Annotated in this window: 17 protein-coding genes, 1 tRNA gene and 1 pseudogene; 12 read left to right on the forward strand and 7 right to left on the reverse strand. The window is 62.2% G+C overall.

The genetic code is table 11. The annotated features are described in order from the left end of the window. Window positions 1-125: 125 nt before the first annotated feature. On the forward strand, window positions 126-566 hold the full coding sequence (locus L2I41_RS04005) for an Lrp/AsnC family transcriptional regulator (RefSeq protein WP_237152221.1): 441 nt from the start codon (window positions 126-128) through the stop codon (window positions 564-566). A gap of 124 nt (window positions 567-690) precedes the next feature. After that, window positions 691-767 (forward strand) — tRNA-Arg (locus L2I41_RS04010). Between the two features lie 92 nt (window positions 768-859). On the opposite strand, the gene L2I41_RS04015 is transcribed toward L2I41_RS04010, so the two are convergent. Then, on the reverse strand, window positions 860-1,732 hold the full coding sequence (locus L2I41_RS04015) for an NAD(P)-dependent oxidoreductase (protein ID WP_237152222.1): 873 nt from the start codon (window positions 1,730-1,732) through the stop codon (window positions 860-862). Next, complete coding sequence (locus L2I41_RS04020; protein WP_237152223.1) at window positions 1,732-2,355, reverse strand: FMN-dependent NADH-azoreductase; 624 nt, start codon at window positions 2,353-2,355, stop codon at window positions 1,732-1,734. The genes L2I41_RS04015 and L2I41_RS04020 overlap by 1 nt, the downstream gene beginning before the upstream one ends. 158 nt (window positions 2,356-2,513) lie before the next feature. Between L2I41_RS04020 and L2I41_RS04025 the strand changes: the two genes are divergently transcribed. After that, a complete protein-coding gene (locus tag L2I41_RS04025; protein ID WP_237152224.1) occupies window positions 2,514-3,422 on the forward strand; it encodes a LysR family transcriptional regulator in 909 nt (302 codons plus the stop codon). Window positions 3,423-3,544: 122 nt separating this feature from the next. On the opposite strand, the gene L2I41_RS04030 is transcribed toward L2I41_RS04025, so the two are convergent. Beyond that, on the reverse strand, window positions 3,545-4,021 hold the full coding sequence (locus tag L2I41_RS04030) for a hypothetical protein (RefSeq protein WP_237152225.1): 477 nt from the start codon (window positions 4,019-4,021) through the stop codon (window positions 3,545-3,547). A gap of 38 nt (window positions 4,022-4,059) precedes the next feature. Here L2I41_RS04030 and L2I41_RS04035 point away from each other — a divergent pair, with 38 nt between their 5' ends. Next, window positions 4,060-4,680, forward strand: a complete 621-nt coding sequence (locus L2I41_RS04035) for a class I SAM-dependent DNA methyltransferase (protein ID WP_237152226.1) — start codon at window positions 4,060-4,062, stop codon at window positions 4,678-4,680. Window positions 4,681-5,008: 328 nt separating this feature from the next. Beyond that, window positions 5,009-5,191, forward strand: a pseudogene (locus L2I41_RS04040) (integrase core domain-containing protein); the annotation flags it as partial. A gap of 301 nt (window positions 5,192-5,492) precedes the next feature. Here the strand turns inward: L2I41_RS04040 and L2I41_RS04045 are convergent. The 4 genes from L2I41_RS04045 to L2I41_RS04060 all read right to left on the reverse strand — a co-directional run bounded on the left by L2I41_RS04045 (window position 5,493) and on the right by L2I41_RS04060 (window position 9,144). Then, window positions 5,493-6,143 (reverse strand): 3-oxoacid CoA-transferase subunit B, encoded by a 651-nt coding sequence (locus L2I41_RS04045; RefSeq protein ID WP_237152227.1) that lies wholly within the window; start codon window positions 6,141-6,143, stop codon window positions 5,493-5,495. After that, window positions 6,140-6,844 (reverse strand): CoA transferase subunit A, encoded by a 705-nt coding sequence (locus L2I41_RS04050; protein WP_237152228.1) that lies wholly within the window; start codon window positions 6,842-6,844, stop codon window positions 6,140-6,142. Before L2I41_RS04050 ends, L2I41_RS04045 begins: the two co-directional genes overlap by 4 nt. Before the next feature lie 74 nt (window positions 6,845-6,918). After that, a complete protein-coding gene (locus L2I41_RS04055) occupies window positions 6,919-7,803 on the reverse strand; it encodes a SphA family protein (protein ID WP_237152229.1) in 885 nt (294 codons plus the stop codon). Window positions 7,804-8,139: 336 nt separating this feature from the next. Continuing rightward, the gene (locus L2I41_RS04060) at window positions 8,140-9,144 is read right to left on the reverse strand and encodes a LysR family transcriptional regulator (protein WP_237152230.1); all 1,005 of its coding nucleotides are present in this window, start codon (window positions 9,142-9,144) and stop codon (window positions 8,140-8,142) included. Window positions 9,145-9,214: 70 nt separating this feature from the next. On the opposite strand from L2I41_RS04060, the gene L2I41_RS04065 reads away from it, so the two are divergent. From L2I41_RS04065 to L2I41_RS04095, 7 genes are read left to right on the forward strand one after another with little or no spacing between them, the layout of a single operon-like run. Then, complete coding sequence (locus L2I41_RS04065) at window positions 9,215-10,372, forward strand: alpha/beta hydrolase family protein (RefSeq protein WP_237152231.1); 1,158 nt, start codon at window positions 9,215-9,217, stop codon at window positions 10,370-10,372. Window positions 10,373-10,394: 22 nt separating this feature from the next. Then, a complete protein-coding gene (locus L2I41_RS04070; RefSeq protein ID WP_237152232.1) occupies window positions 10,395-11,348 on the forward strand; it encodes a VOC family protein in 954 nt (317 codons plus the stop codon). Continuing rightward, a complete protein-coding gene (locus L2I41_RS04075; protein ID WP_237152233.1) occupies window positions 11,341-11,715 on the forward strand; it encodes a Rieske (2Fe-2S) protein in 375 nt (124 codons plus the stop codon). The genes L2I41_RS04070 and L2I41_RS04075 overlap by 8 nt, the downstream gene beginning before the upstream one ends. A 19-nt stretch (window positions 11,716-11,734) precedes the next feature. Then, complete coding sequence (locus L2I41_RS04080; protein WP_237152234.1) at window positions 11,735-12,865, forward strand: FAD-dependent oxidoreductase; 1,131 nt, start codon at window positions 11,735-11,737, stop codon at window positions 12,863-12,865. A 52-nt stretch (window positions 12,866-12,917) separates the two neighbouring features. Then, window positions 12,918-14,084: an MFS transporter gene (locus L2I41_RS04085; protein WP_237152235.1), complete on the forward strand. Its 1,167-nt coding sequence runs from the start codon at window positions 12,918-12,920 to the stop codon at window positions 14,082-14,084. 16 nt (window positions 14,085-14,100) lie between these two features. Beyond that, entirely contained in the window at window positions 14,101-14,664 is a 564-nt protein-coding gene (locus L2I41_RS04090; protein WP_237152236.1) for a cupin domain-containing protein, read from the forward strand. Between the two features lie 8 nt (window positions 14,665-14,672). After that, window positions 14,673-15,671: a fumarylacetoacetate hydrolase family protein gene (locus L2I41_RS04095; RefSeq protein ID WP_237152237.1), complete on the forward strand. Its 999-nt coding sequence runs from the start codon at window positions 14,673-14,675 to the stop codon at window positions 15,669-15,671. Window positions 15,672-15,768 lie beyond the last annotated feature (97 nt).

Raw genomic sequence — 15,768 nt, forward strand, 5'->3', positions numbered from 1 at the left:
CGATCCCCTCCGATCGGTTGAACAGGCGATCATTGAAGCGGATGGTACTGGCGAAGTGAACAGAGGAAATTGCCAAATCAGGAAATCAAGCTTATCAAAATGGCAGAATATCTGAGCAGATTGACATGGACGCCCTCGACGAGAAACTGGTCACCCTCCTGCGCCACAATGGCCGCCGCTCGATTTCCGATCTCGCCGTCGACCTCGGCGTCTCCCGCGCCACCGTGCGCTCCCGCATGGAGCGACTGGAATCATCGGGCGATATCCTCGGCTACACCGTGATCCTGAGGGGGGACGACATCGGCGCCATGCCGGTACGCGCCATGATGATGATCGAGATCGAGGGCCACGTGATCGACAAGGTGATCCGCCAGCTGGGCGGCTTTCCGGAAGTGGCGACCATCCACACCACCAACGGCCGCTGGGATCTGGTGGTGGAACTCGGCGCGCCGACACTCACCGACTTCGACACCGTGCTCCGCCGCATCCGCTTCCTGCCCGGCATCACCAACTCGGACACATCCATCCTGCTGACGACGCCGCGAACGACGCGCGCACGCCTGTGACCGGCACCGCCGGCGTCGCGGCCAACAACAAGCCCGGTTCCACCCCAATTTTCCCCTTTGCCGATCCCGCCACATCGGCTATAGGAACCCTTGTCCGTCAGCCTGATCGGCTGATTTGCTTTGCGCACCCGTAGCTCAGCTGGATAGAGTGTCGCCCTCCGAAGGCGAAGGTCGTGAGTTCGAATCTCGCCGGGTGCGCCATATTCCGCCGATGTCCCTTTGTGATACGCGGTGGTCGTGTCGTTTTTCCCAAGTCCTTACCCTGAAGCAGTGCAATTTTTCGGGGTGCTCCTTCAGGATCCGGGCAGCCTGTAGAGTTGAACGACACCGGTGATGTTGTCCGCGCCATAACCTTCGTTGATAGCGCGCGCAAAGACGTTTCGCGCAGCTGAAGCCAGGGGCGTGCTTTCGTCCTTCTCAGCAATCGACAAAGCGTAGCCCAGATCCTTTTCGACGATCTCAATCGGAAACATCGCAGGAAATGCATTGAGAAGCATCGCCCCTGCGGCCGCTTTCGCTGCGGGGCTGCAGACGGGTGTGGCCGAAACGAGTTCGACCAAGCGCGCCGGATCGAAACCCCGATACCGCACGGCCTCGATCAGTTCGGCCAGCACCGCCACCTGTATCCCGAACAGCGTGTTGACGGCGAGCTTGGCGGCGGCACCCGCGCCATTCGGCCCCGCATGGTGGACCGAGGCTCCCATGTGCAACAGGACCGCCTCCGCCCGCGACACCGCCTCGGTCGCTCCCCCAGCGAGGAAGATGAGCTGGCGGGCTTCGGCCTGGGGACGCGATCCGACGACGGGTGCGTCAAGGAAGATGGTGTTCCGCCTTCTGCACAGTTCGGCAAGCTCCTCGACCCAGTCCACACTCAGCGTCGAACACTCCACGGCGACGGTCCCTTCGCGCAAGCCGCCGAGCGCGCCGTCCTCTGCATCCAGCCAGACCTGACGCGACGCTATGTCATCTCGCAGCATGCTGAGGACGAACTCGCTGTCCGCGACGGCGGCGCGCGGCGTGCGGGCCACGTCCGCCCCCGCCTCGCGCAGCGCATCCGCCTTCTGCGGGTCACGGTTCCAGACCGTGAGGTCGTGTCCTGCCGCGATGAGATTGCGTGCCATACGGGTGCCCATGGCGCCAAGACCGAGAAAAGCGATTTTCGCCATCACACTACCTCCAGAAGGGAATCGATTGTGAGTTTCGCGGCGGCGACATTGGCTGCCAGCATCTCTTCGCCTGCGGTTGTGGCTTCGATCGCGACAAAAGCCACATCCTCGATACCGAGAAAGTTGAGGAGAAAGCGCAGATAGGGATCGACGAAATTCGCCGCGCCGAACGGGCCGCCAGCCGCATAACCCGACGCGCCATAGGCGCAGACGACATAGGCCCGCTTCCCGGTCAGCAGCCCGGAGAAACTGGCGCCGTCATAGGAAAACGTGTGCCCGATCCGCACGATCTGGTCGATCCAGGCCTTCAGCGCCGAGGGAATGGAGAAATTGTACATGGGTGCGGTGAGGATCAGAATCTCGGCCGAGCGCAACTCGTGAATGAGTTCATCGGAAAGGGCCGTTGCGTTGTACAGTTCGGCGGTCATCCGATCGGCCGGTGTGTAATAGCCGGTGATCGTCAGGTTGGAGATATGCGGGAGTGGCGCCGAGGCGAGATCGCGGCGGGCGATGCGCGGATCGGGCAGCGCTGCGACAAGCCTGGCTTCCAGGTGATCGCCGACGAGACGCGAGATGGAGCCGCTGTCGCGGGCGCTGGAATCGATGCGGAGGATCTTGGTCATTGGGGCGTCTCCTTCAAGATGAGATGAGAAGCGCGCCGCTCTGAAAAGCTGGTCCAGCTCGCGGGCGCCCTGTTGAACAACCCCAATCTGATCGCGATGCCGCCAACATTAAATGGCTTGATTGGAAGTATACTGATGCTTATTTTACATCAATGGATATGCGCCACGCCTCCCTCCTGATCGAAATTGCGCGATGCGGTTCTTTCGCAGAGGTCGCCCGCGATCGAGGGGTCGACCCCTCATGGGTGTCGCGGACGGTCGCTGCGATCGAGGAAGAGCTGGGTTTCCGGATATTCCAGCGGTCGACAAGGCGCGTCGCCCTGACCGAAGCCGGCGACGTTTATTTGCGGCAGGTTCAGTCCGCTATCGCTGCGCTCGATCGCGCCCGTGACGACGCCTTGTCTCTCACTCGCGGGCCGCTTGGCACACTGAGGATGACCTCCACCGTCGCCTTTGGGCAGAAGGTCATCGTTCCATTGCTGCCGCGGTTCCGGCGGGAATTTCCGAACGTCGAGATCGAACTGGTCCTGAGCGACGTCAACCTTGACCTCGTATCCGAACGGATCGATCTGGCCATCCGTCTGGGGCCGGCGGTCTTCGGCGACGTCGTTGCCGCGAAGCTGCAGGACACGCGCTATCGGGTCTGCGCCAGTCCTGAGTACCTCAAACGGTATGGCCGGCCCCAGCACCCATCCGATCTCTCGCAACGCGATTGCCTGCGTTTTCTTTTGCCGGGATTTCGCAGTCTCTGGCTCTTTCGCGATCCGGATGGAGGGATCGAGAAGGTCGAGGTGAAGGGCGGCGTGATGGCATCAGGCGCGCTCGCGCTGCATGCCCTGACGCTTGCCGGAATGGGACCCGCCCTGTTGGCAAACTGGCTTGTGGATGACGACATTGCGGCGGGGCGTCTGGTCGATCTGTTTCCGGACTGGCGCGTCACCGCAACCAGCTTCGAAACCGCGATCTGGATGCTCTATCCGAGCCGTTCATTCCTGCCGAAGAAGGTTCGGGCGATGATCGATTTCCTGAAGGCGGAGGCGACGTCCAACTGGCGGCAATGGACCTGACCTTCTGGAGCAGCACAAGGTCAGCAGAAATGGCACTTTTGTGGCATTAGAGGGCTATGGTGTAGGCATAGTTCTCATCTTCGCCCGGCGCGGTGCGCCAAAAGCTCAAAGTCCTCGAGACATCAAGACAGGCCTGTTGAAAGGCTGCTCGCCGGGGTACTCACCAACGCGATGAGAAACGATGAGACGCTTCGGCCCTGTTTGGGCTGGAGGGTTGGGTCCGGCTGCTCGGCTGCGTTGACAAAAGTCGGCATCCAGATCATCGCGGCGGCGAGGTAGGGGAAGGCGCATTCGCCGGTGACCTTTCCAACAGGTAGGCACATCGGGGCAACACTCAGCATCATGCGCCGAGAAGCTGTGATCAAGGAAGCCGCTGGCGCTAGCCGCTCGAGGGCCGGATCCTGCTCGACAACTCCCATCTGCCCGGCGAACTCAAGCGCCAGGTCGACACCTTCGCCGAGCCCTGCAAACACGCAAGATATTTTGAAAGTCTGGACTATCTGACCCTGGTGGACGTTTACCACGGACGGGCAGAAGCCATCCTGGCCGAGAGGCAACGGATCGAGCAGCGCACGATCGATAATCGCCGCCGGCAGCATGAGTTGCAGGCTGCCTCGATTTGCAATGGGGGATGAATTTGGGCGAAAGCGACATCGGCAAGAGCAGCAAAGCCTATTGGGCGCAGTGCTCAGACACTCATGTGGCAAACGCGGTCTACTACCGGCGCGTCACCTCGCTGCTTCCGGTGATCTGTGACTTGTATCTGAACAAGGATGCCAACGTCGTTGACGTCGGCTGCGGAAATGGCGAGTTGAGTTCGCTGATCGCAGCCCATTGTCGCTCGTTGCGCGGCACTGACATTTCGGAACAGCTTGTCGCCCAGGCAAATGCAAGAAAGATCGCGAACGCCGAGTTCTCCGCCGAGGCAGTCGAGCTGCTTTTCAGGCACGGTGACGGCGCGTACGACACCTCCTTTGCCATGGGCCTGTTTGCAACACTGCATGGCGACGTGTTCGAGGAGACTGTCGCCGAGCTTGCGCGCATCACGAAGCCGGGAGGGTTCGTGGTCACCCGAGATTCGCTCACAAACGGCAGTGACATCGTCAGGCATGTCGTCGACGGCTACCACGCACACTATCGCAACAGAGATCGCTATTTGTCGTCATTTCGCGCCCATGGCTTGCCTCTCGTGCGCGAGGTCTTTCTCGACGCCTTCACGGACATCAACAATTCGCTCTTTGTCTTCAGACGAGAGTAAGCCCCGTTTCGTTGCCGATCACTCGGAAAATCCCCCCTGTTATCCGCGTAAAATTGGACTTTACCGGATAAGGGTGGGGACGAAAGGCAGCGAAGAAAGTAGACCCTGCGGGGTCTACGAAACGCGGAGCTCTGCAGTCCGCCGGCGTTCATCTGGCGAAGATATCCCGTTCATGCCAATCCGAGGCTGGACCCTTTAAGCAGGCGGAGTGTCACAAAATCCGCAGCAAGCGCCATGCGGGAGTCTGTTTCGTCAAGCCGACCGACAACGCCTTCGCCTTGCGTTGGGTCCATTGATCCACCGGACCAATGGCTGTTCCCTCCTCACCTTCAACCGCCGTGTCCGCGCCGAGTGCATGAACGCCAATTGGTTCCTGACACATGCCGAGGCGCGCAAAAGGTTGGGCGCTGGGCGCAAATACTACAATGAGGATCGGCCGCATGGGGCCATCGGCAACAAGCCGGCGATCTTGCTGCAAGTTCCCGGTGACGCAGCCAGCCCGCCACAGTGAAGAAGGTCGAAAACTCTCCCCCTCAGGCGCTCCAGCATTGGGGAGCGGACCACTGTTTCCGCCCAACCGAACTGGCCGTTTGAGCTTGCCGCATGACTGTCGCCACAAACCAACTGCCAGTTGACCGGAGCTCGTCCAAACAAGTCCGCCCCTCCCAGCCTTCCAGGTGTCACTCATGCCAACTCTGCCCAAGATGCTGACGCATCGGCTCATTGAAGAGATTTCGGATTTCTCATCTGCATCAACGGCATGAGAAATTCGAAAGCGGGATACCGGGAGTCATTTTCAATGACACTCGGTATCAGAGGACGGCTGCGCTTGTCGCCTGCAATACGGCCGCATCTGTTCTTTCCAGAATTTGCTGCGCATCGACGCCAGGGGCACACTCGACAATCAACAACCCTTCACCGGTAACGTCGAAAACGCCCAGATCGGTGATGATGCGGTCCACGACAGACTGGCCGGTGAGCGGCAGGCGGCACCGCTTCAGCAGTTTCGGCGATCCGTCCTTGCTGCAATGCTCCATGACCACCACGACGCGGCCGACACCAGCCACGAGGTCCATGGCGCCACCCATGCCCTTCACCAGCTTTCCCGGCACCGTCCAGTTTGCCAGATCTCCGGTTTCAGACACTTCCATCGCCCCGAGGATCGCCATGGCAATCTTCCCGCCGCGGATCATGGCGAAGCTGGTGGCGCTGTCGAAATAGCAACTGTGCGGAAGCTCGCTGACGGTCTGCTTGCCGGCGTTGATCAGGTCAGCGTCCTCCTCGCCCTCGAAAGGAAAGGGGCCGATCCCGAGCATGCCATTTTCCGATTGAAAGGTGACATTGAAGTCGGCCGGCATGAAATTCGGCACCAGCGTCGGAATGCCGATGCCAAGATTGACGTAGCTGCCGGGTTGCAACTCGCGCGCAGCGCGGGCGGCCATCTGCTGGCGCGTCCAACTCATGGGCCAACCTCCCTAACGCGAACCGTGCGCTGTTCGATGCGCTTTTCGGCTCGGCTTTGCACGATGCGATGTACATAGACGCCCGGCAGATGCACTTCGTCCGGATCGAGAGCGCCCAGCGGAACGATCTCCTCAGCTTCCAGGACGCAGACCTTGCCGCACATTGCAGCCGGCGGATTGAAGTTGCGCGCAGTCTTGCGAAACACCGCATTTCCTGACGGGTCGACCTTCCAGGCCTTGACTATGGCGAGATCGGCGACGATGGCGCGCTCCAGTATGTGCGTGCGGCCGTCGAAGTCCTTGTGTTCCTTGCCGACGGCGACCTCTGTCCCGACGCCGGTGCGTGTGTAAAAGCCGGCGATCCCGGCTCCGCCGGCGCGCATGCGCTCGGCCAGTGTGCCCTGCGGCGTAAATTCGATCTCGATCTCGCCGGACAGATATTGCCGCATGAACTCGGCGTTCTCGCCAACGTAGGACGAAATCATCTTGCGGATTTGTCTGGTGGTCAGCAGTCGCCCGAGACCAACGTCATCGACGCCGCAATTGTTCGAGGCTATCGTGAGGTTGCGAATGCCGCTCTCGACCAGGCAATCGATCAGCGTTTCGGGTATGCCGCACAGGCCGAACCCGCCTGCGGCGATCAGCATCCCGTCGGCAAGCAGTCCGGAAAGTGCTTCCTGCGCTGTTGCGAAAACCTTCATGCCAGCTCTCGTCCATATCCAGTGTCGGCGATTGCAAGGAGGAGGTCGCCGCATGAAAGGCGGCGACCTTGCGATCAGAAGCTCGTCGCAAAGTTGACCCAGATGGCGTCGCCCTGGGAGCGGTTCTCGGCCAGCACGTCATGCTGCCACGACGCGCTTATCTGCGTGCCCGGATTGAAACTGTAGGTGAGCGACGGACCAATCGCCAAACCTTCGCCCCGGTGCCCGTCCGCGGCAACGCCAGGCCCATGATCATCGCTGAGCTGCTTGAGGAAGTAGCCGGTAGCGCCCACCTTGACCTGGTCGAAGTTCCATCCGAATGCGTAGTCCACCACGAGTTCGGTGCCCGAACGGTAGTTGGTGGCCTCGTTTTCCGAGTTGAAGATGAGGCGGGCGGCGGCACCCAGGTCGAGGCCCTGAGGATCGAAATAGTGATAGCCCACCGTCGGCTGAACAGACCAATGATTGAGGCCGGTGTTGGCCAGGTCTCCGGCATGGTAGCTGCCGGTCGGCAGGGCGACATCGAGCCCCAGCACGAAGGATTGGAACGGATCCGGATGCCAGGCGAGACCGCCGGTGATCGTTGCGTCGGCGAGCCCCAGCTTTCTGTCGCTGGCAAATGCTGTCGAAAGATCGAGGTTGAGCAGGGGCAGCACGACCTGGCCCCAGACCTGGGCTCCTCCGATCTTGATCGGAGAGACATAGAGGAAGCGGAGCGTTTCCGCGCCTACGTTGACGTTGAAATCGATGGGGATCTCGCGGCCGTTGCCGTCGTTGAGCCGGCTGGACGTGTAGTAGCTCGACTGCGACAGGAAGTAGAGCCCCTCGTAAGGCGGAACGGCGCCAGCAAAGAACTGGGACGCGCCCGGCGCATATTGTGTGTTGCCATTCTCTGCTGCTGTTGCGGGGACAAGCCCCAAAACGGTCAAGGCAGCGGCTGCGTATAGAGATTTGTTCATGTGGCCCCCTCCAGGTCCTGTCACAGACTGCGGATGGCCTCCAACTCCATCCGCGCCATCCGGCCGACACCTGCAGGCAATGGCAAGGTTCTCCGACTACGGCCGATTGGCCGCATCCGCTTGTTTTGGTAGCGATTTCGAGGAATAGGCCGCCCGCCCTGTCGTCCGTCGATCAACCCCTAGGAGAACTACATAAATTTGTAAAATTGATATTCGAAATGCCAGAGATAGATATTTGAAATGCCTTGGGCGTCAGGGGCGCGCCGTTCGTCCGGTCGATTGGGGCGGTCAACATTGACAGCTTCGAGTGGAGGTCCCTTCCTCGCTTGCCTCGGCCTACACTTCGCTTCGCAAGAGTTGGGTCTCGATGCGGATCTGTTCGAGCAGCCACATCAGGCCGGCGTCGCTTGAACGGTAGCGATGCCATTGCACGGCTTGTCGCATCGGCGGTAGCTGCACAGGCAGCGGGATCACGCGGATTGGCAGCACCTTGCTCGCCAGTAGGGCGAGGCGGCAATGCAGCGTCGCGATGCGGTCGGTTCCGGCGACGAGATAGGGGATGGTGGTGAAGTTGTAGGTCGTCACGTCGATCTGGCGGCGGATGCCGAGTTCGTCGAAGCAACGGCTCTCAAGCGACTGCGTACCAAAGGCGGGCTGCATCACCACATGCGAGGCGGCATTGAAATCCTCGAGAGTGAGGTCGCCCGTCGCATACTTCCCCTCAGACCAGGCGATTGCCTGAAACTCTTCCTCCAGAACAACCTCGGAGGGGTTCTGTCGCGACGTGAACTCGTGCGGAATGATCAGCAGATCGACGTCACCGCGCTCCAGCAACCGTTCGGGGGACTGGACCTGATGGTGGAACTGGAACCGGACCTGTGGCGCCAACCGCGCACAGCGCGCCAGTATTGGTGGCGCCACGACGGCGAGCGTGTAGTCGGAAGCAAGGATGTTGAAGCAGCGAGCTGAGTTTGCCGGGTCGAATTGAGACGTGGAATCGATCGTCCATTCGACGCGCACGAGCAGATCCCTGACCGAGTCCTTCATGGACTCTGCGCGCGGGGTCAGTTCCATCCGCCGCCCGATCTTCACCAGGAGATCGTCTTCGAAATAGTCACGCAATCTTTGAAGCGCGCTGCTCATGGTCGGCTGCGTGACATTCATCTTCTCCGCGGCGCCGCTGACGCTCTTCAGGTTGAGCAGGTGATCGAGGGCGACGAGCAGATTGAGATCAAGGCGATTGTTGAAACGCATGGGACAGCCCTCGTTATTGATCCCGTCAATATGAAGGATGTTAACAATCAATTTTTCCAACGCAAGCGGAGCACGTAAAAAACCCATCAGGAGAACACCGGAGCTCAACGTGCCGCAGGTCCTGCACGAGAAGCACGAGAGCCGTGGGAGGCGATGCATGTTCAAGTACTTTCCAACCAACTACGCCTGGAATCTGTCGGTCGACCTCGCCATCGAAATGGGCGCCAGGATTGGCGAGATCGAGGAGATGTGCGCTCCTCTGCAGGAAGCGGCCAAGCAGCCCGACGCCGCCGGCGTCGCGGCGTTTCGCACCACCTGGGCGACCATGGCCGACAAGCTGATCGAACTGGCCGGTGAGGATGAAGCGCGTGGGCGCTTGCTCTCGGCCGGCGAGAAGCTCAATCGCGCTGCCACCTATCTCATCACCTGCGAGCGCCTCCAGGCCCACGGCGCGCCGGGCCGGATAGACCTGTACCGACGCTTCCTCGATACCTTCATCAAGGGCGCCCAGCTCTCGCGCGAGAATTGCGAGCGTGTCGAGATCCCCTATGAAGGAACGCACCTTTCCGGCCTTTTCGTGCGCGCCGAAGGCATCGATGGACCGGCGCCGCTGCTGCTGCAAGTCAACGGCCTCGATAGCACCAAGGAGATGAAGTATCGCGTCGGTCTGCCGCAATGGTTGGCCAGGCGCGGCATTTCCTCCCTGATCATCGACCAGCCCGGTACCGGTGAAGCGTTGCGGCTCCACGACCTCAAGGCGCGCTACGACAGCGAGTACTGGGCGAGTCGCGTGGTCGACTGGCTGCAGGCGCGTGCCGATGTCGACCCGTCCCGCATCGGCATGGAGGGTGTCTCGCTCGGTGGCTACTACTGTCCGCGTGCCGTTGCCTTCGAGCCGCGCTTCGCCTGTGGCGTCGTCTGGGGCGCCAACCATGACTGGCGCGATGTCCAGAAAAAGCGGCTCCAGCGCGAGGGCAGCTTTCCGGTGCCGCACTACTGGGAGCACGTGCGCTGGGTTTGGGGCGGCGATACCATCGAGGAGTTCATGGCCATCGCCGAGAATGTCCATCTCGAGGGTATCCTCGACCGGATCAAGGTGCCGTTCCTCGTCACCCACGGCGAGAAGGACAGCCAGATCCCGGTGCACTGGGCCGAGCGCACCTACGAGCAGCTCGTCAACAGTCCAAAGCGCGAGCTGAAGATATTCACGGCCCGCGAGGGTGGCGTGCAGCATTCCAGCTTCGACAACAGCGCCAATGCCGCCACCTACATCGCCGACTGGGTGGCCGAGACGCTCGGTGGCCGCGTGGCGTGATTGCTATTCTTGGGGGAATCTTATGAAGATCATCGGCTTGGACAGCCTCGTCTTCGGCGTCGAGAGTGTGCCGGACGCCGCGCGCTTTCTCGTTGATTACGGCCTGACACCCGTGGACATCACCGCATCGGGTGGCCGCTTCGAGGCCCTGGACGGCACCTCGATCGAAATTGCTCATCAGGCCGACCCGCGCCTGCCCAGACCTCCGGCTCCCGGTTGCCGGCTGCGCGCCACTGTGATGGGTGTCAACGACACGGACACGCTGGCGCAGATTGCCGCCGAACTCGGGCGCGACCGTGAAGTGCGCAAGCTCACCGACGGATCCATCGAATCCGTCGATGACTCCGGCTTCGTCCTGCGCTTCCAGGTGACGGTACGACGTCCCTTCTCACTGGCGGGCGAAATCTCCAATGCGCCGGGCAGCCCCTTCCTGCGCCCGATCAACAGCCTCGGTGTTCCGCCACTCGGCACGATCATCCGGCCGCGCACGCTCTCCCACGTGGTCTACTTCGTGCCCGACGTGCTGAAGGCCGAGGCCTTCTACGTCAACCGTCTGGGCTTCCGCTGCACGGACCGCTTCACCGGGGCTGGCCCGTTCCTCCAGCCCGGCGGTTCGCTCGATCATCACACCCACTTCCTCATCGGCGCGCCGCCGCACATGCAGGGCGCGGAGCATTTCACCTTCCACTTCGGCGGCCCGTCGGAAATGATTGCCAACGGCTACCGCTTTGCGGAGAAGGGCTACCAGTCTTTCTGGGGGCCAGGTCGGCACATATTGGGCTCGAACTGGTTCTGGTATTTCAACAGCCCGTTCGGTTGCCACATCGAGATGGACGCCGACATGGACATGCATGACGCCCAGTGGAAGCCGCGCGAAGCCTCACTCGGGGCGGACACGTCACAAACCTTCCTGATGAAGATGCGTCCGAAGTGGTCGCCTGGACCCGGCACCCCCGTGAACGGCGACTATGCCTGACCAGGACCCTGACAGCGGTGCGAGTGCCAGCGCTCGACTCTGTCCCGAGGCCGAGATCGTCGAGGGAGCGGCGCGCGGCTTCGATCTTGGGGAGGACGGCGTGGACACGATGTTCGTGGTCCGCACCGGCGGCGTGCTCCGCGGATGGCGCAATGCATGTCCGCATATCGATGGCGCGCCGATGGCCTGGCGCAAGGATGCCTACCTGAACGCCGACGGCTCGCGCATCGTCTGCCACGCCCACGGCGCGGAGTTCCTGCCCGAAACAGGTCTCTGCGTTTCAGGCCCTTGTCTGGGACGGAGCCTGACCTCTGTTCCGCTTACACTCGGCGTGGACGGCTTCGTCCTCGCCGAACCAAGAAAATGAAAATTGGGGGAGATATACCATGACGGCGGTGAGGAAAGTTTTGGTCGTCGGCGGCGGGTTTTCCGGCATGGCCGCCGCCATCGAGATGCGCAAGCGAGGTATCGAGGTCAGCCTCGTCGAGATCGACGCACAATGGCGTCCGGAGGGTGCGGGGATCACCGTCGCCGGACCGTCGCTGCGAGCCCTTCAGACAATTGGCATCTACGACAAGATCGCCGCGCGGGGATGCCTTTCTGACGGGGTGGAGCTTTGCGCGCCAAACGGCGACCGGATCAGCGACATTCCGACCCCGCGTCCGGTTGGCTCGGACGTGGCCGGCGGAGCCGGTATCCTGCGCCCCGAGCTCGCCCGCCTGCTCGCCGATGAGGTCAAGGCGTCAGGCGTTTCTGTTCGAGTCGGCTGCACCTATACAAAGATCGAGCAATCGGCCAATGCGGCGACCGTGACTTTCACCGACGGCACGAAGGACACCTACGACCTTGTGGTTGCCGCCGAAGGTGTCAACTCCAGAACACGCAACGAGCTTTTCCCGGAGGTCAATCCACCGCGCTACCTGGGTCAGGGCGTGTGGCGCGCGGTGATGCCGCGGCCGGTCGAGATCAAGAGCGTCCGCATGTGGCTCGGTGGTCCGGTCAAGGTCGGCGTCAACCCGGTGTCGCCGACCCAGATGTACCTGTTCATCACCGAGGCCCGCCCCGAAAAGGCGCATATCGATCCGAAGGACTTTCCGAACTGCGTCGCCGAGCTGCTGCGACCCTATCCGGATCCGATCCTTCAGGCGCTGATCCCGCACGTCCATAACCCCGACGCGTCCATCGACTATCGGCCGCTCTCCAACCTGCTCGTTCCAGCGCCCTGGAACCGGGGACGCGTGATCCTGATCGGCGATACGGTTGCGGCGACCACGCCCCATCTCGCGTCCGGCGCCGGCATAGGCATCGAGAGCGGCATCGTGCTCGCAGAGGAACTGGGGCGCTCCGCCGACCTTCAGGAGGCATTCGACCGCTTCCATGCCCGCCGCTGGGAGCGCTGCCGGCTGGTGATCGAGAATTCCGAAAAGCTCTGCCGCATCGAGATGGAGAACGGCGACAGGGCCGAACATGCCCGGATCATGCGGGAGTCGATCATCGCACTACTGCAGCCGTTCTGAGGCTCGTGGAGGAGCAAACGGAACAAAAGCAAGACTGACGGGGGAGGAAATCATGGCAACAACGACGGATAGCTGGCCGGGACGGGTGTCCCTCATGGTGGCGCACTGCGCCGGAATGCTCGATCTGGTCGCGCTCCCGGTTTGGGTCGGCGTGCTCATCTCGCACTACAAGTTCGAGCCGCGCGAGGCGGGAGGCCTGGCGACGTTGTTTCTGATCGGTGCCGTGGTCTCGAGCCTGTATTTCGCCTCGCGCTTCACGCGATCGAACGCGCGGTTGCTGGTGGTCAGCGGTTTCATCGTTGCCGCCGTTGCCTTCCTCCTCGCTTCCAGGACTGAAGACTACAAGACGCTGGCCGCGCTTCATCTGGTGGCGGGGGCTGCGGCGGCCTGCGGTCTGTCGTTCACTCACGGCACCATCGCCCGCAGCAGCAATCCGCACCGGCTCTTTGCCATCGTCGGCATGGCGCTCGGCATTTTCGCCATCGTCTTCCTCGGCGCCACGCCGAACCTCATTGCGGCACTCGGTGGCCCTGTTCTCTTCGTAGTCTTTGCTGGCGTCATGGCCGTGGCCGCGCTGACTTCCATCCTGGTCTTTCCCGGCCTGAAGCCGAAGACGGAGACAATGTTCTTCGATCGCGTTGCCCGCATCCGGCCCGCGATCTGGTTCGGCGTCATCGGTGTGTCCTGCATGGGGCTGACACAGGCGATGATGTTCTCATTCATCGAACGCATCGGCGCCGATCGCGGCTTCGGCAGTGATGCGGTGACGGGGGTTCTGATTGCGCTGGGCTTCGTCAACCTCTTCCCGGCTCCGCTCGCCGCCTTGCTTGAAACGCGGATCTCGGCACGCGCCGTCATTCTCGCCGGTCCGGCACTTCAGGCGCTGGTCGCCGTGGCGATTGCGCTCAGCACCAGCTTCCCGCTTTACGCCTTGCCGACGGCAGTGTTCGCCGCGGTGATGATCTTCACCCACACCTTCGCCTTCGGTCTTCTGTCCCGTCTCGACCCATCGTCGCGCGTCGTCGCCGGCACGCCGGCGATGCTGATGATCGGCGCTGCCATCGGGCCAGTGCTGGGGGGAACGCTGGTTCAGGCCTACGGCTATGAGGCGCTCGCCATTGCCGCCGTCATCATCGACGCTGCCGCGATCCTGCTGTTCTCCCGCGTGCCGCTTCCCGACGAGGACTCACTTCCCAACCCGACGATGACTGTCGCCTGATCTGGAGATGTCCACCATGAGCCTACCTTTGATCCGCCGTGTCGTGACGGGCCACGATTCCGCCGGCAAAGCCATCATCGCGACCGACGGAGCCCTCCCCACCGTCGTGGAACTGGCGACCATTCCAGGCACCATCTTCCACGAGGTCTGGCAGACGGCCACGACCCCGGCGACGATCGACAACGGTGCCGATCCCACCGCCGGTCCCCTGCAACTCCCGCCGCCGAAACTGGGGACCCGCATCCGCTTTGTCGACATCCCGCCGGATACCGAGGACTTCCTGAAGAACGGCACCGAACGGATGAAGGAACACTTCGCCAGGACCGGAGACGCGAGGCATTCGACGGCCGACGAAAACGCGCCGCATCCACTGATGCATCGCACCGAAACCATCGATTACGGCATCGTCATCGAAGGAGAGATCACCCTGATCGTCGACAAGGGCGAGGTGGCGCTGAAGCGCGGGGACGTGATCATTCAGCGCGGCACCAACCACGCCTGGGCCAATCGAACGGACAAGACGTGTCGCATGTTGTTCATCCTGGTGGACGGCACCTTCAGCCCGGAACTGCAAGGCTGAGAAACCCGATGCGATTTGCAACCTATGACGACGGGAGCCCCGACGGCCGCCTGCTCGTCGTCTCCCGCGACGGCACGCGAGCGGTGCTCGCGACCGCCATCGCACCCAACTTGATCACGGCCCTCCAGACCTGGGCGACAAGTGCTGCAGCCTTGCAGTGGCTTGCCGCCGAACTGGAGGCGGGAAGCGCTGTCGGCATCGTACCGTTCGAGCCGGAGCGCTGCCTGGCGCCGTTGCCGCGCAGTCCCCAGTGGCTCGACGGCTCGGCCTTCCTCAATCACGGCAACCTGATGGACACCGCCTTCGACAAGGCGCCCATCCCCAACTTCCAGACCATCCCGGTGATGTACCAGGGCGCCAGCGACGATTTTCTCGGCCCGCATGTCGATGTTCCCTTCGTCAGCGAAGCGGACGGCATCGATTTCGAGGGCGAGTTCGGCGTCGTCCTCGACGAGGTGGCGATGGCGACTCCAGCGGGAGCGGCAGGGGAGCGCATCCGGCTGATCGTCCAGATCAACGACTGGAGCCTGCGCGTCCACGGCGCCCGCGAGATCAACACCGGCTTCGGCTTTCTCCAGGCCAAGCCCTCGACCAGCTTCGCGCCGCTCGCGGTCACGCCCGACGAACTGGGGCAAGCCTGGACGGGTGAGCGCGTCACGCTGCGGCTGCACGTGGCGCGCAATGGCGAGCGCGTCGGTTCAGCTTCGGGCAGCGAAATGACCTTCACCTTCCCTGAACTCATCGCCCACGCTGCCCGCACGCGCCGACTGTCGGCAGGGACCATCATCGGGTCCGGCACCGTCTCCAATGCCGACCGAGCAGCGGGGTCGAGCTGTCTGGCCGAGGTTCGAGCCATTGAAAAACTGGAAAGCGGTGCCTCACGCACGCCCTTCCTGCGATTTGGCGAGCGCGTAACCATGGAGGCCCGATATCCAGATGGATCTGCAGGGCCATTCGGCATCATCGATCAACGGGTGGCGGCCTCCGGGCCGTCCGCGTCAAACTGAACGAACAAAGATCGACCACCGGGCAAGCATTGGACGGCCATCACATGGGCCGAGCCATACCAATGGTTTGCTCCGAAGGATGTGAACGGAGGTTCGC

It is taken from the genome of Oryzibacter oryziterrae (assembly GCF_021864535.1).
GTDB classification, from domain to species: domain Bacteria; phylum Pseudomonadota; class Alphaproteobacteria; order Rhizobiales; family Pleomorphomonadaceae; genus Pleomorphomonas; species Pleomorphomonas oryziterrae.